At 71.3% G+C, this 21,141-nt stretch carries 14 protein-coding genes and 1 other RNA gene; 10 read left to right on the forward strand and 5 right to left on the reverse strand.

Features of this window, described 5'->3' with window-relative positions; translation table 11 throughout:
* Nucleotides 1–78: 78 nt before the first annotated feature.
* Nucleotides 79–1,815, forward strand: a complete 1,737-nt coding sequence (locus IEY20_RS00455) for a DUF8094 domain-containing protein (RefSeq protein ID WP_175329047.1) — start codon at nt 79–81, stop codon at nt 1,813–1,815.
* The gene (locus IEY20_RS00460) at nt 1,812–2,831 is read left to right on the forward strand and encodes a tetratricopeptide repeat protein (RefSeq protein ID WP_175329048.1); all 1,020 of its coding nucleotides are present in this window, start codon (nt 1,812–1,814) and stop codon (nt 2,829–2,831) included. The genes IEY20_RS00455 and IEY20_RS00460 overlap by 4 nt, the downstream gene beginning before the upstream one ends.
* Before the next feature lie 141 nt (nt 2,832–2,972).
* Here the strand turns inward: IEY20_RS00460 and glgB are convergent, their stop codons facing one another.
* The 3 genes from glgB to IEY20_RS00475 form a co-directional block, all read right to left on the reverse strand.
* Entirely contained in the window at nt 2,973–5,729 is a 2,757-nt protein-coding gene (glgB, locus tag IEY20_RS00465) for a 1,4-alpha-glucan branching protein GlgB (protein ID WP_229727777.1), read from the reverse strand.
* Nucleotides 5,726–7,684, reverse strand: a complete 1,959-nt coding sequence (locus IEY20_RS00470; protein WP_229727831.1) for an alpha-1,4-glucan--maltose-1-phosphate maltosyltransferase — start codon at nt 7,682–7,684, stop codon at nt 5,726–5,728. Before IEY20_RS00470 ends, glgB begins: the two co-directional genes overlap by 4 nt.
* Nucleotides 7,685–7,931: 247 nt before the next feature.
* Nucleotides 7,932–9,971 carry a glycogen debranching protein gene (locus IEY20_RS00475; RefSeq protein ID WP_175329049.1) on the reverse strand — a complete coding sequence of 680 codons (2,040 nt, stop codon included), beginning with the start codon at nt 9,969–9,971 and terminating at the stop codon, nt 7,932–7,934.
* A 77-nt stretch (nt 9,972–10,048) separates the two neighbouring features.
* Here IEY20_RS00475 and IEY20_RS00480 point away from each other — a divergent pair, with 77 nt between their 5' ends.
* The 8 genes from IEY20_RS00480 to IEY20_RS00515 all read left to right on the forward strand — a co-directional run bounded on the left by IEY20_RS00480 (nt 10,049) and on the right by IEY20_RS00515 (nt 18,064).
* Nucleotides 10,049–11,233, forward strand: coding sequence for a cysteine desulfurase family protein (locus tag IEY20_RS00480; protein WP_175329050.1), 1,185 nt, complete (start codon nt 10,049–10,051; stop codon nt 11,231–11,233).
* 96 nt (nt 11,234–11,329) lie between these two features.
* Nucleotides 11,330–12,439 carry a peptide chain release factor 2 gene (gene prfB, locus IEY20_RS00485; RefSeq protein ID WP_175329051.1) on the forward strand — a complete coding sequence of 370 codons (1,110 nt, stop codon included), beginning with the start codon at nt 11,330–11,332 and terminating at the stop codon, nt 12,437–12,439.
* A 71-nt stretch (nt 12,440–12,510) separates the two neighbouring features.
* A complete protein-coding gene (ftsE, locus tag IEY20_RS00490; RefSeq protein WP_031274382.1) occupies nt 12,511–13,269 on the forward strand; it encodes a cell division ATP-binding protein FtsE in 759 nt (252 codons plus the stop codon).
* Nucleotides 13,266–14,180, forward strand: a complete 915-nt coding sequence (gene ftsX, locus IEY20_RS00495; protein ID WP_175329052.1) for a permease-like cell division protein FtsX — start codon at nt 13,266–13,268, stop codon at nt 14,178–14,180. Before ftsE ends, ftsX begins: the two co-directional genes overlap by 4 nt.
* Before the next feature lie 229 nt (nt 14,181–14,409).
* Nucleotides 14,410–14,886, forward strand: coding sequence for an SsrA-binding protein SmpB (gene smpB / locus IEY20_RS00500; RefSeq protein ID WP_022904941.1), 477 nt, complete (start codon nt 14,410–14,412; stop codon nt 14,884–14,886).
* 93 nt (nt 14,887–14,979) lie between these two features.
* Nucleotides 14,980–15,356, forward strand: a transfer-messenger RNA (tmRNA) gene (gene ssrA / locus IEY20_RS00505).
* A gap of 153 nt (nt 15,357–15,509) precedes the next feature.
* Nucleotides 15,510–16,268, forward strand: coding sequence for a hypothetical protein (locus tag IEY20_RS00510; protein ID WP_188888830.1), 759 nt, complete (start codon nt 15,510–15,512; stop codon nt 16,266–16,268).
* Between the two features lie 125 nt (nt 16,269–16,393).
* Nucleotides 16,394–18,064 carry an APC family permease gene (locus IEY20_RS00515; RefSeq protein WP_204620528.1) on the forward strand — a complete coding sequence of 557 codons (1,671 nt, stop codon included), beginning with the start codon at nt 16,394–16,396 and terminating at the stop codon, nt 18,062–18,064.
* Between the two features lie 81 nt (nt 18,065–18,145).
* On the opposite strand, the gene IEY20_RS00520 is transcribed toward IEY20_RS00515, so the two are convergent.
* Both IEY20_RS00520 and IEY20_RS00525 read right to left on the reverse strand, forming a co-directional pair.
* Nucleotides 18,146–19,501, reverse strand: coding sequence for an LLM class flavin-dependent oxidoreductase (locus IEY20_RS00520; protein WP_175329054.1), 1,356 nt, complete (start codon nt 19,499–19,501; stop codon nt 18,146–18,148).
* 2 nt (nt 19,502–19,503) lie between these two features.
* Nucleotides 19,504–20,928 carry an O-acetylhomoserine aminocarboxypropyltransferase/cysteine synthase family protein gene (locus IEY20_RS00525; RefSeq protein ID WP_229727778.1) on the reverse strand — a complete coding sequence of 475 codons (1,425 nt, stop codon included), beginning with the start codon at nt 20,926–20,928 and terminating at the stop codon, nt 19,504–19,506.
* Between the last annotated feature and the right edge of the window lie 213 nt (nt 20,929–21,141).

Genomic DNA, 21,141 nt, shown 5'->3' on the forward strand with positions numbered 1-21,141 from the left:
CTCCCCAGGGATGCTCGGTATCGTGGACCGCTGATCCGGCGCCGATTCCCCACCCCGGCGCGGTAGGGAGAGAGTTCCGTGCGCTTCGTCCTGGCGATCGTCAGTTTCGTGGTCGGCCTGCTGCTGGTCGGCCTCGCGGTCGGTCAGCGCACCGTCTTCGCACCCCCGTCCTCGCTCGTCGCGCAGTCCACGGCGAAGTCGTCCGCCCCGGTGACGGTGATCCCGGGCACGACGCTGAACGCCAACCCCGGCTACCAGGAGATCAACGTCCGGGGCTCCGGTGACGTGTTCGCCGCCTACGGCACGACCTCGGACGTCCAGGCCTGGATCGGGGACGCCGAGCACACGACGCTCCGCTTCGACGCCCAGGACGGCTCGCTCACGGGGCGGACCACGGGCACGGACACGAGCGTCCCGGACCCGAAGGGCAGTGACCTCTGGTACCAGGAGTACGACGGCGCCGGGCAGTTCACGGTCCGCCTGCCCCAGGACGTCTCCGTCGTGATCGTGGGCGACGGCGAGGACGCAGCCCCGAGCGACGTGTCCGTGACCTGGCCCCGAGACACGGCGACGCCGTCCGTCGGGCCGCTCCTCGTCGCCGGCGGGTTGTTCCTGCTCGGCGGGATCGCGCTGCTCGTCTGGGCCGTCCTCCACCAGCGGCGTGGCCGGGGCCCGCGTCGGCGCAGCGGTGGGACGCGACCGCCGCGCGTCCGCGCCTCCCGCCGTGCCGCCGCCGCCGGAGCCCAGGTGCCGAGCCGCGGTCGTCGCGGACGGCGGGCGTTCGTCGCGGTACCGGTCCTGCTCGTCGGCGCCCTGACCCTCGCCGGGTGCTCGTCCGAGTACTGGCCGCAGGGCGGCGCAGCGTCACCGACCCCGACCGCCACCGCGACCGGGGCCGCCGACCAGGCCGAGCCGGTCGCCGCGACCAAGCAGCAGATCACCCGCATCGTGCAGCGCGTGGCCTCCGTGGCGAAGCGGGCCGACGCCGCACGGGACGCCACGCTCGCCGCCCAGCGGTTCACCGGCGCTGCGCTCGAGCTGCGGAAGGCCAACTACACGATCCGCGCGAAGGACTCCGACGTGGACGCCCCGCCGGCGATCTCGGCCGACGAGGTCTGCGTGGCGCTGCCGCAGCAGACCGACACCTGGCCCCGGACGATCTTCGCGATCACCGCGGCGGACTGCTCGGCCAAGACGGCCGCACCGCAGGCGCTGACCCTCACGCAGGAGACCGCCCGCGACCCCTACAAGGTCGCGTACGACGTCTCGCTGGAGGCCGACGCGCAGATCCCGACGCTCGCGCCGACCTCGATCGGTGCTGCCCTGCTGGCCGCGAACACCAAGCTCCTGACGATCGCCCCGGACCAGGTGGCGACGGCTTACGCGGACATCCTCTCGAAGGACACCGCGAGCGAGTACGCCGACCTGTTCGCCGTGCAGGACGACGCGCTCCGGAAGACGATCGGCAAGGCCTACAAGGACAAGAAGGCGAAGGCGCTGCCCGACACCGCGAAGATCGAGTACTCGTCCGAGATCCCGGACGACGGTGCCGTCGCGTTCGCCACCGACAAGGCCGGTGCGCTCGTCTCCGCCGACCTCGACGAGGTCGAGAAGGTCACGCCCACGGCGTCCGGCGCCGAGGTGAACACCGAGGGGGCCGTGAAGGCGCTCTCGGGCGTCGACTCCAGCAAGAAGGGCATCAGCGCCACATACGGCGTGCAGGTCCTGTTCTACGTGCCGCCCGTCGGCTCCGATGAGAAGGCGGTCCTGCTCGGCTTCACGCAGGGCCTGACCGCCGCGAGTGAGGTCCAATGAGCAACGTCCCCCCGACCCCGTCCGGCCTCCGCGGCGCGGTCGACCTGTCGTCCCTCGTCGACCGCGCACAGCGCCCGGCGGCCACGGCCCCGACCGCGCCGGGCGCGGGTGGCGCTCCGGCCGGTGCGGCTCCCGCCGGCGGGGTGTCCGCTGCTGCCGACGGTGCCGCTGACCTGACCGTGCCGTCGCTCGTCCTCGACGTCACCGACCAGACGTTCCAGGACGTCCTGCAGCTCTCGACCATCGTCCCGGTCATCGTGGACATCTGGGCCGAGTGGTGCGGGCCGTGCAAGCAGCTGTCGCCGATCCTCGAGCAGCTCACCGCCGAGTACGACGGACGGGTCCTCCTCGCCAAGGTGGACGCCGACACGAACCCGCAGCTCGTGCAGGCCTTCCAGGCGCAGTCGATCCCCACGGTCGCCGCGCTCATCGGCGGCCGGCCCCTCGGGCTGTTCGTCGGCGCGCTGCCCGAGGCGCAGGTGCGCGACGTGTACGAGCAGGTCCTCGCGGCCGCGGAGCAGAACGGCGTGTCGGGTCGGGTCGCGGTGGACGGCGCCGCCCCGGTGGACGCCGCCGACCAGGGCGAGCCCGAGCCGGAGCCGCTGCCGCCGCACCACCAGGCCGCGTACGACGCGATCGAGCAGGGCGACTACGCCACGGCGATCCAGGAGTACACGACCGCGATCGCGCAGGACCCGCACGACCAGATGGCCGTCGCCGGGCTCGCGCAGGTGTCGCTGCTCGACCGCTTGCAGGGGCACACGGCCGACGAGATCCGGAGTGCCGCGGCCGCGGGGCCGTCGGACGTCGCCGCGCAGATGGCGGTCGCCGACCTCGACATCAGCGGCGGTCACGTCGACGACGCCTTCGGCCGGTTGCTCGACCTCGTGCCGACCGTGTTCGGTGCAGACCGCGAGGCCCTGCGCGTCCGGCTGGTCGAGTACTTCGAGCTGATCGGCAGCGACGAGCCCCGCGTCGTCGCCGCCCGACGGCGGCTCGCGAGCGCGCTGTACTGACGCGCGGAGCGCGTGCGCTGACGGCTCCGGCTGACGGACGCGACCGCTGCTCGGACGGGAGGCCCGGTGCCAGCTGGCACCGGGCCTCCCGTCCGTCATGTGGTCGCGCTGCGTCGCGCCGCGTCGCGGTCGCTCGTCGCGCTACCGCTCGAGCTGCAGCCAGACCGCACCGAGCGGCGGCACCACGAGGTGCGCGGACGCGGGGCGTCCCGCCCACGGGGTGTCCTCCGCCGTGACGACGCCGAGGTTCCCGACGCCCGAGCCGCCGTACTCGACGGCATCGGTGTTGAGGACCTCGCGCCACGACCCGGCAGCCGGGAGGCCGAAGCGACGCTCGACGGGGACCCCGGAGAAGTTGACGAACACCGCGAGCCGGTCGTCGCCGTCCTTCCGCAGGAACCCGAGCGTCGAGTGCGGCGCGTCGCCGCCCTCGATCCACTCGAACCCGTCGGACGTGGAGTCGTGGGTCCACAGCGCCGGCGTGTCCTTGTAGACGCCGTTCAGAGCGGCGACGAGGCTCTGCACGCCACGGTGCCCCGGGTCGTCGACGTGCCACCAGTCGAGCCCGCGGGCCTCGGACCACTCCTGCACCTGGGCGAACTCCTGACCCATGAACAGCAGCTGCTTGCCGGGGTGCGCCCACATGAACGCGAGGTAGGCGCGCACGTTGGCGAGCTTCTGCCACTCGTCGCCGGGCATCTTCCCGTACAGCGAGCCCTTGCCGTGCACGACCTCGTCGTGGCTGATCGGCAGCGTGAACTGCTCACTGAAGGCGTAGACGAGCGAGAAGGTGATCTCGTCGTGGTGGTAGCTGCGGTACACGGGCTCGCGGCCGATGTACTGGAGCGAGTCGTGCATCCACCCCATGTTCCACTTCTGCCCGAACCCGAGGCCGCCGGCGCTCGTCGGCTGGGTGACGCCGGGCCACGAGGTGCTCTCCTCGGCGATCATCACGATGCCCGGGTAGCGCTTGTACGCGGTGGCGTTGGTCTCCTGCAGGAACGAGATCGCTTCGAGGTTCTCGCGGCCGCCGTGGATGTTCGGCAGCCACTCGGTCCGGGAGTAGTCGAGGTACAGCATCGAGGCGACGGCGTCGACGCGGAGCCCGTCGATGTGGAACTCCTCGAACCAGTACAGGGCGTTCGCGACGAGGAAGTTGCGCACCTGGGGCTGCCCGAAGTCGAACACGTAGGTGCCCCAGTCGAGCTGTTCGCCGCGTCGGGGGTCCGGATGCTCGAAGAGGGCGTGCCCGTCGAACTTCGCGAGTGCCCACTCGTCCTTCGGGAAGTGCCCGGGGACCCAGTCCATGATCACGCCGATGCCCGCGGAGTGCAGCCGGTCGACGAGGTACCGGAGGTCGTCCGGGGACCCGAACCGGGAGGTCGGCGCGTAGTAGCCGGTGACCTGGTAGCCCCAGGACCCGCCGAACGGGTGCTCGGCGAGGGGGAGGAACTCGACGTGGGTGAACCCGAGGTACTGCACGTGGCCGATCAGCTGGTCGGCGACCTCGCGGTAGGACAGGCCGGGGCGCCACGAGCCGAGGTGCACCTCGTACACGCTCATCGGTCGGTCGTGGGTGGTCGTCCGGGCCCGCTGCTCCATCCATGCCGTGTCGCCGTCGGACCACGTGTAGCGCGAGGCGGTGATGACGGACGCGGTCGCCGGCGGCACCTCCGTCCGGCGTGCGAACGGGTCCGCGCGCTCCACCCAGCCCGAGTCCGTGAGGATCTGGAACTTGTACCGCTGCCCCTCGAGCGCGCCCGGCCAGAACAGCTCCCAGACACCGAGGTCGTTCAGGCGACGCATCGCGGTCGTGCGGCCCTCCCAGCCCTCGAAGTCGCCGATCACGCGTACGGCGGTCGCGCGCGGCGCCCACACGGTGAACGAGACGCCGTCGACACCGTCCTCGGTGCGCAGGTGTGCGCCGAGGTGGTGCCAGAGCTGCTCGTCGCGGCCCTCACCGAACAGGTGGAGGTCGATCTCGCCGATCGTCGGGGCGAACCGGTAGGCGTCGTCGGTCGTCCAGGTGATGTCGTCGCCGTCGCCGGAGGGGTCCGGGTCGTAGTCGGCCTCGACGCGGTAGCGCCCGAGCGTGCCCGCGGTGGCGCCGGCCCAGAGTCCGTCGCCCTCGTGCGTCAGCTCGACGTCGTCGCCGTCCGGTCGGACGATCCGCACCGCCGTGGCGAGGTGCCGGACCACGCGCACGCTCGTGCCGCCGTCGACCGGGTGCGGTCCGAGGACGTCGTGCGGCTGGGACCACCGGGCCTCGGCCACCTGCTGTCGGAGCCAGTCCTCGACAGGAGCGGGCCGTGGGCCGTCGGGGGAGGGTGCGGAACCCGATCCGGTCACGACGGGGTCGCCATCGTTCGTCGCGGTGGCCGAGGACCCGCCCTCGGAGATCGGGGACCCGCCCTCGGAGGTCGGGGCGTCGGTGCCGTCGTCGGCCGCGGTGGTCAGGTGGCGCGGGTGGGCGCTGTCCGGGGCGTGACCGGCGAGCGTCGCCGATTCGGGGACGTCGCGGTCGGGCGACTCCCTCGGCGCGGCGGGCGCACCGGGCAGGTCCTCGCCGGGAGCGGAGACCCGGGGCTCGTAGCGGGGTCCGGGCGCGGCGTCCGCCCTCGGTGCAGCGGTGGGCGAGGGCACCGAGGGCACCGCGGGCACCGGGGGCACCGGGGGCACCGCGGGCGGGCCGGACGGTGCCGGAGCGGCGACGTGCTGCGCGGGGTGCGTCGGTCGCGGCGTGTCCTCCGGCATCCGGCGCGGCAGCACGGGCGGCGGCGGGGGCGGCACCGGCGGCGTGCTCGGCCCATGGCCGCGGCCGGGCTGGCGCGGCGGCTGCTGTGGCGTCACCTGCTCGTCCGGCTCGCGGTCGTTCGGCGTCTTGTCGGCGTCGGTCATCGGTGTGGTCCCTCCACGACGAGCAGGTGCACGGGCTCCTGGAAGGCATCCAGGCGCACGTAGTTGGACGAACCCCAGACGAACCGCTGTCCGGTGACGACGTCACGGACGTCGAACGGCTCCTCGGTCGCCAGCCCGAGGGCGCCGAGGTCGAGGTGCACCGTGGTCTCCCGGGCGGAGTGGGGGTCGACGTTGGCGACGACGATCACGGTGTCGTCCCGGCCGGACCGGACGAAGCGTCCGGGGAGGTGCTTCGAGTACACGACGATCGCCGGGTCCTCCGCGTGGTGCACGTGCAGGTTCCGGAGCTGCCGGAGTGCCGGGTGCGCGGCGCGGAAGCGGTTGAGCATGGTGACGTAGGGCGCGAGGCTCGCACCCTCGGCTTCCGCCAACGCGAAGTCGCGCGGCTTGTACTCGTACTTCTCGTTGTCGATGTTCTCTTCAGAGCCGGGGCGGGCCACGTCCTCGAAGAGTTCGTACCCGGAGTACATGCCCCACGTCGGGGCCCCGGTCGCGGCGAGCGCGGCGCGGATCTTGTACCCGGCGCGTCCGCCGAACTGCAGGTACTCGGTGAGGATGTCGGGCGTGTTCACGAAGAGGTTCGGGCGCAGGTACGCGCTCGTCTCGTGGCTGAGCTCGTCGAAGTACGACTCGATCTCCTCGCGGGTGTTCCGCCAGGTGAAGTAGGTGTACGACTGCTGGAACCCGACCTCGGCCAGCGCACGCATCATCGCTGGACGGGTGAACGCCTCGGCGAGGAAGACGGTGTCGGGGTGCTCGTCGCGGATCTCCCGGATGACGCGCTCCCAGAACCACAGCGGCTTCGTGTGCGGGTTGTCGACGCGGAAGATGCGCACGCCGAACGACATCCAGTGCCGGAGCACCCGGAGGACCTCGGCGACGAGGCCTTCGGGGTCGGCGTCGAACTGGATCGGGTAGATGTCCTGGTAGCGCTTCGGGGGGTTCTCGGCGGTCGCGATGGAGCCGTCCGCGCGTTGCGTGAACCAGTCGGGGTGCTCGGTCACCCACGGGTGGTCGGGCGAGCACTGCAGGGCGAAGTCGAGGGCGACCTCCATCCCGGTGTTCTTCGCGGTCTCGACGAACTCCCGGAAGTCGTCCTCGGTGCCGAGGTCGGGGTGGATCGCGTCGTGGCCGCCGTCGGCCGAGCCGATGGCCCAGGGGCTCCCGGGGTCGTGCGGGCCCGCGGTGAGCGTGTTGTTCGGGCCCTTGCGCGCGGTGGTCCCGATGGGGTGGATCGGCGGGAGGTACACGACGTCGAAGCCCATCCGGGCGACCGCGGGGAGCCGACGTGCGGCGGTGCGGAAGTCACCGCTCTTCCACGAGCCGTCGGCGTTCTTCTTCGCGCCTTCGCTGCGGGGGAAGAACTCGTACCAGGCGCCGACCCCGGCGCGGGTGCGTTCGACGTCGAGCAGCTGCGTCGGCGAGTGCGTGCGCAGCGAGGTCAGGGGGGAGTCCTCGACCTCGCCGGTGATGCGGGCGTCGTCGATCGCGGCGAGCCGCTCGGCGGGTTCGAGGGAGGTGTCGCGGATTCGTGCCGCGGCCCGGGCCGCGGCGGGGGAGTCGGTCTCGGTCGCGAGGCGGTCCAGCAGGACACCGCCGTCGAGGAGCGTGGCCTCGGTGTCCACCCCGGCGGCGATCTTGAGTCGGGCGGCGTGCACCCAGGTGGCCCAGTCGTCGGAGAACGACTCGACGTGCCAGGACCACACGCCGACGTGGTCGACCTGCACGGTGGCCTCGTAGCGGTCCGTGCCGGGCGCGACGAGGGTGAGCGGGACGGTGCGGGTGCCGCCGTCGGGACGCTCCAGGACGAGGTCGGCGCCGATGATGCCGTGCCCTTCGCGGAACACGGTCGCGCCGAAGGTGATCACCTCGCCGTCGAACGCCTTGCTCGGGTACCCGTTCGGCGTCGTCGGTGCGAGTTGGGTGATGGGGATGCGCCCGGGCTTCGGTCGCCGGGGTCGGTCTGCGGTGGCCGCGGAGCCGACGCTACCCGGAAGGCGCGTCGGCGTTCTCCGGAACGCGTGTCGTGTGGACGACGGACGCGAGCGGGGCGGCTGTGGAGGAGCGGCGCCGGACCGGCACCGCGACCGCCTGGAGGCGCGCGGCGGGCCCGCCACGCGCCTCCAGGCCGGCGACTGGTCGCGACCGTGACGCGATGCCCGCGACGCGACGCCCGGCGCCCTACGCGATCTCGAACACGTGGATGCCCGGACCGTACGCGGTGAACACCTGCCCCGCCGGACGCAGCCGCTGGTGGTCGCGGTGCTTCTCGCTCGACCAGGCGAGCCGGTACCCGAGCACGTCCTCGCGGACCGGCAGCGTGATGTCCCGCGTCCGCCCGCTCCCGTGCACGACGACGAGCACCCGGTCGTACGGTTCGTGCTCGGGGGTCGACTCCACGAAGTACTGCAGCGCGCGGTGGATCGGCTGGTCCCAGCCCTCGACCGTCATCGGGCCGCCGTCCGGGCCGTACCAGGTCATCCGGGACGCCCCGGGGGTCTCCTGCCCCTCGACGCCGAACCGGGTCGGCCGGAGCGCCGGGTGCGCCGCGCGCAACCGTGTGAGCTCCGCGACCGTCGCGGTCGTCGACTCCGCGTCCTCGTCGTCCGACCAGTCCACCGGCGTCAGGTCGTCCGACACGACGTACGCGTTGTTGTTGCCGTGCTGCGTGCGGCTGCGCTCGTCGCCGGCCGTGAGCATCGGCACCCCGGCGGAGAGCAGGAGCGTCCCCAGCAGGTTCCGCATGCTCCGGCCGCGTGCGGCGCGCACACCGCGGTCCGCGGTGTCGCCCTCGATCCCGTGGTTGAACGACCGGTTGTCGTCCGAGCCGTCGCGGTTCTCCTCGCCGTTCGCGTCGTTGTGCTTGCGGTCGTACGACACCAGGTCGAGCAGGGTGAAGCCGTCGTGCGCGGTGACGAAGTTCACGCCGGCGAGCGGTCCGCGCTCGGCGCCGAAGAGGTGCCGCGACCCGGTCAGGGCCCCGGCGAGCGCGCCGATGCCGGTCCGGGGTGCGCCGTTGCGGCGCTCCTCCGCGATGTCGGTCAACCAGAACTGCCGGACGGTGTTCCGGAAGCCGTCGTTCCACTCGCTCGTCCCCGCACCGAACGACCCGGTGCGCCACCCGTCCGGGCCGACGTCCCAGGGCTCCGCCACGACCACGACGTCCTGCAGGTCCGGGTGCTCCCGGATCGCCGTGAGCAGTGGGTGCGCCGGGTCGAACACGTGCCGGGCGTCCCGCGCGAGCGAGACCATCAGGTCGAACCGGAAGCCGTCGACCCGGACCTCCCGCGCCCAGTAGCGGAGGCTGTCGACGACCAGGTCGGCGGTGGCGGCGACGGAGGTGTCGAGGGTGTTCCCGCAGCCCGTCGTGTCGTAGTACGCGTCCGCGTCGGCGGCCCACCGGTAACGCCCGGCGCCGTCCAGCCCACGGAGCGAGGTCGTCGGGCCGCCGAGGCCCTCCTCGGCGGTGTGGTTGTAGACGACGTCGAGGACGACCTGGATCCCGGCCTCGTGCAGGATCCGCACCATGCCCTTGAACTCACGGAGGACCGCGGACGCGCCGGCGGCCCGTGCGGCGGGGGAGGCGTATGCGGCGTGCGGCGCGAAGAACCCGAGGGTGTTGTAGCCCCACGCGTTCTCGCGCCCGGCGTCCCGGAGCCACCGCTCCGTGTCGAACGCGTGCACCGGCAGCAGCTCGAGGGTGGTCACCCCGATGCGGTGGAGGTGCGCGATCGTGCTCTCGTGCGCGATCCCGGCGTACGTGCCGCGGAGGTCCTCGGGGACGTGCGGGTTCGCGGCCGTGAGGGTCCGGACGTTCGCCTCGTACACGACCGCCCGGTCGAGCGGGGTCCGCGGGGCCACCGAGTCGCCCCAGTCGAAGGACTCGTCCACGACCTCGGACGTCCAGCGGACGCCGGCGCCGGCGTCGGCCACGGGCACGATGCCCCGGGCCGCCGGGTCGAGCAGCGGGGCCGCCGCGTCGAACGCGTGTCGCGGTCCGGCCGGGCCGGTCGCGAGCAGGTGGTAGCGGTCGCCCGCCCGGACGCCGGGCACCTCGGCCGACCAGGTGTCGCCGGACTCGTCGACGCGGCGCAGCGGGTGTGCGCCGCGTCCGGCCACCACGAGCGTGATGCCCGTCGCCGACGCCGAGCGGACCGTGAACCGCGCCCCGCCGTCGCCGAGGACGATCCCCGGCAGGGCGTCGGTCGCGGTCTCGTGCATGGTCACCAGGGTACGAGGGCCCGCGGGTATCCTGGAAACGCCCGATCAGGGGGCACCCTCGTCGATGGGAGAGCAGTGTGACGGTCTACCTGGACCACGCCGCGACGACGCCGATGACCGCGGAGGCGCTCGCCGCGTTCACCGCAGCGCTGCAGACCGTCGGCAACCCCTCGTCGATCCACAGCGCCGGGCAGCACGCGAAGATGCTCCTCGAGGACGGGCGGGCCGCGGTGGCGCGGTCCCTCGACGCCGACCCGGTCGAGGTCGTCTTCACCTCCGACGGCACGGAGAGCATCAACCTCGCCGTGAAGGGCATGTTCTGGGCTCGACAGCAGGAGCGTCCGCGCCCCCGGATCGTGGTCCCGGCGGGCGAGCACCACGCGACCGTCGACACGGTCGAGTGGCTGGCTCGTCACGAGGGTGCGGTCGTCGACGTGGTGCCGCTGGACGCGCAGGGGCGCGTCGACACGGCCGCCCTGGAGGCACGACTCGCCTCCGCCGACGACGTCGCCCTGGTCACGTTCCTGTGGGCCAACAACGAGGTGGGCACCATCCAGCCGGTGCGGCAGATCGTGGATGCTGCGCACGCGGCGGGCGTACCGGTGCACAGCGACGCGGTCGCCGCCTACGGGCAGGTGCCGGTGTCGTTCCGCGACTCCGGCCTCGACGCCCTGAGCGTCTCGGCCCACAAGGTCGGGGGCCCGGTGGGGGCCGGCGCGCTCGTCCTCGGCCGCCGCGCCACCGTCGAGGCGCTCATCCACGGCGGCGGACAGCAGCGCCAGGTGCGGAGCGGGACGCAGGACGCCCCGGCGGCGGCGGCGTTCGGCGCGGCGGCGTCCGCGATCGCCGCCGACGGCTCGGTGCTGCACCCGGAGGTCCGTGCACTGCGGGACCGACTGGTCGCTGGCGTCCGGGCGACGGTGCCGTCCGCCGTCCTCATGGGCGACCCGGTCGACCGGCTCCCGGGCAACGCGCACTTCACCTTCCCCGGGTGCGAGGGGGACTCGCTCCTGTTCCTGCTCGACGCCGCCGGGGTCGCCGTGTCGACGGGCTCGGCGTGCCAGGCGGGGGTCCCCGAGGCCTCGCACGTGCTGCTCGCGATGGGGCTCAGCGAGGCGGACGCCCGCGGCGCGCTGCGGATCACGCTGGGGCACACCTCGACGCACGCCGACGTCGACGCCTTCCTCGCCGCGCTGCCCGACGCCGTGGCGCGTGCGAGCGCAGCCGGGATGGCGGCCCGCGAGCCGGTGCTCGGCCGCTGACGCGATCCCTGCACAGCCGGCCACGTCGACCCGTTCGCCCACAGGTCGAGCCGAGCCGTCCCTCCCGGCCGTGCTGCGCCGGTAGGATCGACGATCATGGTCGAACTGGACTTCTCCGAGCAACTCTCCGCCCTCCGCGAGACGTTCGGCAACATCCGCTCGGTGGTCGACGTCGACCGCCTGCAGCGCGAGATCGCCGAACTCAGCGAGCAGGCGGGCGCACCCGACCTGTGGGACGACGTCGAGCACGCGCAGCAGGTGACGAGCGCGCTGTCGCACCGGCAGTCCGAGCTCCGGAAGATCACCGACACGCAGGCGCGCATCGACGACCTCGAAGTGCTGGTCGAGATGGCGAACGAGGCCGACGACCAGGACTCCGCGGACGAGGCCCAGGCCGAGCTCAAGGCGATCCAGAAGACCATGGGCGACCTCGAGGTGCAGACGCTCCTCGACGGCGAGTACGACGAACGCCCGGCGGTCATCACGATCCGCGCCGGTGCGGGCGGTGTCGACGCCGCCGACTTCGCCGAGATGCTCCTGCGCATGTACCTGCGCTACACCGAGCAGCACGGCTACAAGACGACCGTGATGGACACCTCCTACGCGGAAGAGGCCGGCATCAAGTCGGCCACGTTCGAGGTCGACGCGCCCTACGCCTTCGGCACCCTGTCGGTCGAGGCCGGGACGCACCGGCTCGTCCGCATGTCGCCGTTCGGAGCCGCGGGCAAGCGGCAGACCTCCTTCGCCGCGGTCGAGGTCATCCCGCTCATGCCGGAGACCGAGTCGATCGACATCCCGGAGAACGACATCCGCGTCGACGTCTTCCGTTCGTCCGGCCCCGGCGGGCAGTCCGTCAACACGACCGACTCCGCTGTCCGTCTGACCCACATCCCGACGGGCACCGTCGTGTCGATGCAGAACGAGAAGTCGCAGATCCAGAACCGCGCCGCAGCCATGCGCGTCCTGCAGTCGCGCCTGCTCCTCCTGAAGAAGGAAGAGGAGAACGCGAAGAAGAAGGAGCTCGCGGGCAACATCACCGCGAGCTGGGGCGACCAGATCCGCTCGTACGTCCTCGCGCCGTACCAGATGGTGAAGGACCTGCGGAGCGAGCACGAGGTCAACAACCCGTCCGCGGTGTTCGACGGCGACCTCGACGGCTTCATCAACGCGGGCATCCGCTGGCGCAAGCAGTCCGACGACGACTGAGTGGATCCGCGGACACGTGAGCCGCGCGCCTCGGCCCGTTCCGGCCCGGACCGACCTACCCTGAACCGGTCATGATCAAATTCGACCAGGTCACCAAGGTGTACTCGGGCAACCCGAGTCCCGCGCTCGACGACGTCTCCCTCGAGATCCTCAAGGGCGAGTTCGTCTTCCTCGTCGGCGCGTCCGGCTCCGGGAAGTCCAGCTTCCTGCGCCTCGTGCTCAAGGAGGAGAAGCCCTCGCGCGGGCAGATCCACGTGCTCGGCCAGCGGCTCGGGTCCCTGTCGTCGCGCAAGGTGCCGTACTTCCGGCGCAACCTCGGCGTCGTCTTCCAGGATTTCCGCCTGCTGCCGAACAAGACGGTGTTCGACAACGTCGCCTTCTCGCTCCAGGTCATCGGGAAGAGCAAGGGCTTCATCAGCGAGGCCGTGACCGACGTCCTCAAGCTGGTCGGCCTCGCCGGCAAGGCGACGCGCATGCCGCACGAGCTCTCCGGTGGTGAGCAGCAGCGCGTCGCGATCGCGCGGGCCGTCGTGAACAAGCCGGCGATCCTGCTCGCCGACGAGCCGACGGGCAACCTCGACCCGACCACGTCGGCCGGCATCATGGCCCTCCTCGAGCGCATCAATCAGGGCGGCACGACCGTCCTCATGGCGACCCACGACGCGAGCATCGTGAACCAGATGCAGCGCCGCGTGATCGAGCTGTCGAACGGCACGATCCTGCGCGACGAGCAGTCCGGCGGCTACCAGACCCAGGCCGTCCCGATCCAGCGAGGCAACACCGTGTCGAACACCACCGGCATCCAGACCATCCCGGGGATCATACGATGAGGCTCGGACTCGTCATGTTCGAGGTCGGCTCGGGCCTGCGACGCAATGCCTCGATGGTCGTGTCGGTCGTCCTCGTGACCTTCATCTCGCTGACGTTCGTCGGCACGGCGATCCTGCTCCAGATGCAGATCAACCAGATGAAGGGGTACTGGTACGACCGGGCGCAGGTCGCCGTCTACCTGTGCACCGACACCGACACCACCGGCAACTGCACCGGGGCGAAGGCCACCGCGGACCAGCGCGACCAGGTCAAGGCGCAGCTCGAGTCGTCGACGCTGAAGCCGTACATCGAGAAGTTCTACTTCGAGAACCAGCAGGACGCCTTCACCCGCTTCAAGCAGCAGTTCAAGGACTCGCCGGCGACCGAGTTCGTCAAGCCCGAGTACCTCAACGAGACCTACTGGGTGAACCTCAAGAACCCGTCGCAGTCGGACGTGCTCGTCGAGAGCCTGTCGAAGGTCGCCGGCGTGCAGAGCGTCGTCGACCAGCGCGGGTACCTGCAACCGATCTTCAACCTGCTCAACGCGTCGTCGTACACGGCCATCGGCATCGCCGCGCTCATGCTCGTCGCTGCCGTGCTGCTCATCGCCACGACGATCCGGTTGTCGGCGTTCAGTCGACGGCGGGAGCTCGGCATCATGCGGTTGGTGGGCGCGTCGAACCGGTTCATCCAGACGCCGTTCGTCCTCGAGGGGGTGATCGCCGCGGCCATCGGGGCGGTCCTCGCGGGTGGGGCGATCGTCGCCGTGGTGTGGTTCTTCGTCCGGAACTACCTGGCGGTCCGGTTCTCCGGTACGGCGTTCATCGGGATGGGGGACGCGGCCGTCGTCGTGCCCGCCGTGGTCGTGATCGGTGTGCTCCTCGCCGGACTGTCGGCGTTCGTCGCCATCCGCCGTTACCTCAAGGTGTAGCGGCGCGCGCTGCGGCGCGCGCTGCGGTCGCGCGCCGCGGTCCGCGCTGACCGAGTCTCGTCATGAGCGACAATGCTCGGGGCCGGTGCCGCGAGGACCGTCGCTCACAGCGAGACTCGGGGCGGGCGGCGCGCCGGGAAGGTGCGCTGCGCCGTCGGTGTTGAGTAGTCTGTAAGGCTGCGCCGGACACCGGGTCCGGGGCGCACGCACGGACTCGGGAGGAGTCGTCATGGCCAAGGAACGCGGTGAGAAGATCGTCGCCACGAACCGTCGCGCCCGACACGACTACCTCATCGAGGACACGTACGAGGCGGGGATGGTGCTCTCGGGCACCGAGGTCAAGTCGCTCCGCCAGGGGCGCGCCTCGCTCGTCGACGGGTACGCCTTCATCGACGGGGGAGAAGCCTGGCTCGACGCCGTGCACATCCCCGAGTACACCGAGGGCACGTGGAACAACCACTCGCCACGGCGCAAGCGGAAGCTCCTCCTGCACAAGCAGCAGATCGTGAAGATCTCGCACAAGACCGCGCAGGGCGGGTACACGCTCGTGCCGCTGCAGATCTACTTCCACGACGGTCGGGCCAAGGTGGAGATCGCCGTGGCGAAGGGCAAGCGCGAGTTCGACAAGCGTCAGGCGCTCCGCGAGAAGACCGACAAGCGTGAGGCCGAGCGGGCGATGCGCACCCGGAACCGCGTCGGCGAGTAGCGCCGCACACGCCGGTCGACTAGACTGGAAGACCGCCTGAACGGCGGTTGGCAACTCAACAGCGTGACAGTGGCTCGCACGTCCGGCCTGCATGGGGATGATCGGTTTCGACATTGCCTGTGTGCCGACGGGAAGCGGGCCGAGGACCCACGGTCATCTCGTGAACGATCCGTGGAAAACAACAAGTGCCAATTCCAAGCGCACTGACTTCGCTCTCGCTGCGTAAGCAGCCCAGCACATGAAGTCCGTCGGCCAGGTGACCGTCCCCTAACCTGATCCCGGCGTCATCAAGAGGACTTGCTGCACGGTTGCGCCTCAGGGCCGTGCGGGACTTGCACTGAGACTGGGCCCGTCGTCCAAGAAGCCGGTAGCAATGGACGGGGCCGAGCAGAACGCCTGATCCGGCTACGCCCGTAGAAGACGTCGAATTGCAGCGATGGACGGGGGTTCGATTCCCCCCATCTCCACCACCTGCCGGTCGTCGGGCCACTGTCACGCCGAGTCGTCACCGGACGCCCCACTCCAGCGGAGTGGGGCGTTCGTCGTCCTGCCACCCCACGGGGCTACGCTCGGGGAACCGGCGCGGTGGGACGCCCCGCGCCCCCGGGACGAAAGGTGCGAGTGTGGTGCAGGAGATCGCGATCCGTGTCCGTCTGCGTGAGCAGGAGCGCCTCGGGCTGGGGGAGTACGAGCGGCTCGTCGGGTCCGTGGCCACCGTGGCGGCGCTGGTCGCCTGGCTCCCCGCGCCCGACTCCCGGCTCGTCCTGCGCGGCCGGGCGGCGGAGCCCGTCCGGCTCGAGACGGTGTCCTACGGCGCCGTCTTCGAGATGCTCGTGGTGCTCGACCAGCGTTCAGCGGCCGTCGAGCGCGCCGCGTCCGCGGTCGCCGCCCTCATCGAGTCGGTGCGGCACGAGCACGTCGAGGACGACGTCGCCGGGGTCGCCGGTGAACTCGACCGCCTGGACCGGTCGGCGCCGCGGGGCCGTTCCGTCGCCGAGCGTTCGCTGCGGTCCCTGCTCGAGGGCGCCCGTGCGGACGTCCTCGCCCGCCGGACGTCGACTCGCGTCCGTGCGGCGCAGGCCCTGCTCCGGCTCGCGGAGGACGGCGCGGAGCTCGTCGTCGAGCGGGTGGAGGACGCACTCGCTCCCGAGCTCGAGGCCGAGGTCGTCGACGTCACTGCGGACACGGGGGCTGCGGTGGTGGTGGGGACGGCGTCGAAGAAGGCTGACAAGAAGGACGCGTCCAAGAAGGCTGACAAGAAGAAGGCTGCCAAGAAGGCCGAGAAGAAGAAAGCTGGTAAGAAGGCCGAGAAGAAGAAAGCTGGCAAGAAGGCCGAGAAGAAGAAGGGCGGCAAGAAGAAGGCCAGGTCGAAGGACAAGTAGCCTGAGTGCTTTTACAGCACTTGTGTTTCCACCTCGTTAAATAATCCGGCGAGCATCCTGTCCAGTGCCATTGTCGAAGCACGCGGCCCCCGAACACGGGTCGGCGTCACTCGACAGGAGCAACAGTGGCAACAACGACGACGACACAGGCGCTGCCGGACTCCGGCCTGAAGCGGAACGTCGGCTTCATCGGGCTCATCTGGGCCTCGACCGGATCGATCATCGGGTCCGGTTGGCTCTTCGGCTCGCAGGAGGCCCTCAAGACGGCGGGTCCCGCCGCGATCATCTCGTGGCTCATCGGCGGCGTGGCCGTCCTCGTCCTCGCGCTCGTGCACGCCGAACTCGGCGGCATGTTCCCGATCGCGGGCGGTACCGCGCGCTTCCCCCACATCGCGTTCGGTGGCGTCGCGGGTGCCTCGTTCGGCTGGTTCTCGTGGCTGCAGTCGGTCACGGTGGCGCCGATCGAGGTCGAGGCGATGATCAAGTACGCGCAGCACTGGCAGTTCGCGCACCCGTGGCTGCACACGGTCGTCGTCGACGGTGAGACGCAGCAGCTGCTGACCGGCTCCGGCATCATGGTCGCGATCCTCCTCATGGCGGTCGTCACGGTCGTCAACCTGCTGAGTGTCCGCATCCTCGCGAACACGAACTCCGCCGCCACCTGGTGGAAGGTCGCCATCCCCCTGCTGGTCATCATCGTCCTGGCCTTCAGCGGGTTCCACGGGAGCAACTTCACGGCGGCGGACGGCTTCCTGCCCGGCGGCGCGAAGGGCATCCTCGCGGCGGTCTCCACGTCGGGCATCATCTTCGCGTTCCTCGGGTTCGAGCAGGCGGACCAGCTCGCCGGCGAAGCGAAGAACCCGAAGCGCGACATCCCGCGCGCGGTCATCGGCTCGGTCGTCATCGGCCTCGTGATCTACCTGCTGCTGCAGGTCGTGTTCCTCGGCGCGCTGCAGTCCGGTGCGATCCAGGGCTCGTGGGCCACCGCGGACTTCACGAAGTACACCGGCCCGTTCGCCGACATCGCGATGGCCGCCGGCATCACCTGGCTCGCCGTGATCATCTTCATCGACGCGATCATCTCGCCCGGAGGCACCGGCCTCATCTACGTCACCGCGACGACCCGCATCTCCTACGGTCTGAGCCGCAACGGGTACTTCCCGAAGGCGTTCGAGTGGACGACGAAGGCCGGCGTGCCGTGGGTCGGCCTCGTCACCGCCTTCGTGGTCGGCTGTGCCTGCTTCGCACCGTTCCCGTCGTGGCAGGGGCTCGTCAGCCTCATCACGAGCGCCTCGGTGCTCATGTACGCCGGGGCCCCGCTCGCCCTCGGCGCGTTCCGGAAGCGCATCCCCGAGATCGAGCGTCCGTACCGGATGCCGGCCGCCGCCGTGTTCTCGCCGATCGCGTTCATCGTGGCGAACCTCATCATCCTCTGGACCGGGTGGGACACCGACTGGAAGCTCGGCGTCGCGATCCTCATCGGCGCCGTCGTCATCGTCCTGAACAACGTGTTCCGCGGCGCCTCGAGCGTCCGGCCGCGGTGGGACTGGAAGGCGGCGCAGTGGCTGCTGCCCTACCTGGTCGGCATGGGACTCATCGTGTTCCTGAGCGACTTCGGTCCGCTCACGAACCCGGTGTTCCCGCTGTGGGTCGACATCGTCGTCGTGGCGGCCTTCTCGCTGGTGATCTACTACTGGGCGATCAACTCGGCGAGCACGCGTGAGGAGATCCTCCGCACCGCCGAGGACGTCCGCGAGGTCGAGGAGTCCAACGTGGTGGAGCCGGTCCACCACTGAGCGCAGCGTCACGCGACGCTGCACGAGACGGACGGGAGGCCCGTGGCGACACCGCCACGGGCCTCCCGTCCGTCTCGTGGGTCAGAAGTCGAACAGGTTGCCGCGGATGCCACCGTCGCCGTACTCGCGCCGCAGCAGCCCGCGCCGCCGGAGCACCGGGACGAGGTCACCGAGCATCCGGTACACCTGCGCCGGGTGCAGGTCGCCCGAGAAGATGATGCCGTCGTTGTCCGCGTCCGCGCCGAGCTCCTCGACGAAGTCGGCCAACTCGTCCGCGGTGCCGACGAAGCCGTCCCTCGTGGTGATCCTGCCAAGCCGGGCCTTCCGGGTGAGGAGTTCGCGCAGCGGTGCGTCGGGGGTGTCCCCGACGAGCCCCCGGATCGTGCCGGCGGACACGTGGTCGCCGAAGGTCCCGGCGGGGATCGGTGCGTCGAGGTCGAGCGAGAGCAGGTCGGTCTCGGAGTCGCTCGACCACGCGATCGCGGCGGCACGCAGGGCCTCGTCGGTCGGGTCGGCCGAGGCGCGGACGATGCGGTCGGCCTCCTCCGGGGAGGACACGAGCACCGGCTTGAGGACGAAGAGCACCCGGATGTCGGCGGCTGATCGGCCGGCGTCGGACGCGGCGGTGAGCACCCGCGCTCGGTAGTCCCGGACCGCGCCGGCCGAGAGCGGCGCGAGCGCGAGCTGCACGTCCGAGTGCGTGCCGGCGAACCCCAGCCCGCGACCGGACCCACCGGGGGAGACGATCACCGGGTCGGTGTCGGTGGGGAGCGCGTTGAGCGGCCCGTCAGCGGTGAAGTACGCGCCCTCGTGGTGGAACGCATCGAGCGCGCCACCGTCCGCGAAGTGCCAGCCGGCACCGTCGCCCGGGGCGCGGCCGTCGCCGTGGACACCGCCCGTCCCGGCGGCGCCGGCCACGTACCCGTCCGACCCCCACGAGTGCCAGAGCCGGCGTACGAGCTGCAGCCACTCCTCGGCACGGTCGTACGCGGCGTCGTGCGGCAACGGCGCAAGCCCGGCGTGCCGCGCGCTCCCGGTGTCCGTGACGACGTTGAGGCCGAACCGGTCGCCGGACAGGTGCGCGAGCGTCGCGGCCTGACGTGCGGCGAGGTACGGCGGCGTGAACCCGGCGTTGATGGTCGGGGCGATCCCGATGTGCGACGTGGCGGCGAACAGGTACGGCGCGAGCAGCAGCGGGTCGTGCTTCGGACCGCCGTAGGCCTGCCGGATGCGGAGGTCGAGCGTCGACGGGTTGCCGAGCGAGATCGCGTCCTCGGCGATGACGAGGTCCATCCCGGCCTGCTCCAACGCCCGCACCGACTGCTGGTAGAGGTCCGGCTTCGTCCAGTCGTGGCCCCAGTGCCAGTCGTCCCGACCCCAGGCCTGCGGACCGAACCCACGCGAGAAGAAGTACCCGAAGTGCTGCAGCTCCGCCACCGTCAGAGCTCCTCGGCGATGACGTGGCCCTGCGGGACGGTGTGGGCGAGCGCGGCGAGGTCCGAGACGGACCCGACCCGTGCCTCCAGGCCGGTGCTCGCCGCCGTGTCGACGCGACCCGCGCGCACCGCGGCGAGACCGCGCTCGAGGTCGCGGACCAGGTCCGCGACGTCCTCGATGCCGACCGACAGGCGGATCAAGCCGTCGTCGATGCCCTGCTCGGCGCGCTCCTCGGGCGTGCGGCCCGCGTGGGTGGTCGTCGCGGGGTGCAGGATGAGCGACCGCACGTCGCCGAGGTGGGTCATCCGGCTGAACAGCTCCACCGCGTCGATGAAGGTCCGTGCGGCGGCTTCGCCGCCGGCGAGGGTGAAGGCGAAGACGGAACCGGCCCCACGCGGCAGGTAGCGCTGGGCGAGGTCGTGGAACGGACTGGAGGCGAGACCCGCGTGGTCGACGCTCGTCACCTCCGGCTGCTGGTCCAGGTACTCCGCGATCGCCAGCGCGTTCGCGCTGTGGCGTTCGACGCGCAGGCTCAGCGTCTCGATGCCCTGGCGGAGCAGGAACGCGTTGAACGGCGACGGCGTCGGGCCGATGCGCGAGGCGATCACGTCGCGTGCGTACACGACGAACGCGCGGCTGCCGAACCGCTCGACGTAGCTCTGCCCGCCGAGCGAACGCTCCGGGCTCGTCAGGTGCGTCCACCGCTCGGGCGCCGCAGACCAGTCGAACGTGCCGCCGTCGACGACGACCCCGCCGAGGCCGGCGCCGTGCCCGGACAGGAACTTCGACGCCGAGTGCACGACGATGTCCGCACCGTGCTCGACCGGACGGACGAGGTACGGGGTCGCCAGGGTGTTGTCGACCACGAGCGGAACGCCCGCCCGGTGTGCGACGTCGGCCACGCCCGTGATGTCCAGGACGTCGTTCTTCGGGTTCGGGATCGTCTCGGCGAAGAACGCCTTCGTGTTCGGGCGGACCGCCGCCGCCCAGGCGTCGAGGTCGCGGGCGTCGCCGACGAAGTCCACCTCGATGCCCAGCCGACCGAGGTTCTGCACCAGCAGGCCGCGCGTGCCCTCGTAGATGCTCCGGGCGCTGACGACGTGGTCGCCGGCCTGCAGCAACCCGAGGAGGGCGACGGTCACGGCCGCCTGCCCACTGCCGACCAGGATCGCCTCGGCGCTCCGCTCGAGGAGGGCCACGCGCCGTTCGACGTCGGCGTTCGTCGGGTTGCCGAGCCGGGTGTACGTGTAACCGTCGTCCGACCCGGCGAAGCGCTCACGGGCCTGGTCGAAGTCGTCGAAGACGAACCCCGAGGACATGTGGATCGCCGGGACCCGTGCTCCGTGCGCCGCGTCCGGCACGAAACCGCCGTGCACCTGCTCGGTCGCGAAGCCGTGCGCCGCGTCGGCGCGCTCCTCGTCGGTCATCGGGTCCTCCACGGTCGTCGGGTGTCGGTACCCTTGCACGCCGCGCCGCGCGGACAGTCGAATGCTGCACCCGGTTACGTGTGGCCGGTCCAATCCGGTGCCGGGTGCGGGACGGTGGCCTGCTCGGAGTCCGCCCGTCGGCCTGCTCGGAGTCCGCCCGTCGGCCTGCTCGGAGTTCGCCCGTCGGCCTGCTCGGCGTCCGCCTGTCGTCTG

The sequence above is a fragment of the Curtobacterium luteum genome (genome assembly GCF_014646995.1).
GTDB classification, from domain to species: Bacteria; Actinomycetota; Actinomycetes; order Actinomycetales; family Microbacteriaceae; genus Curtobacterium; species Curtobacterium luteum.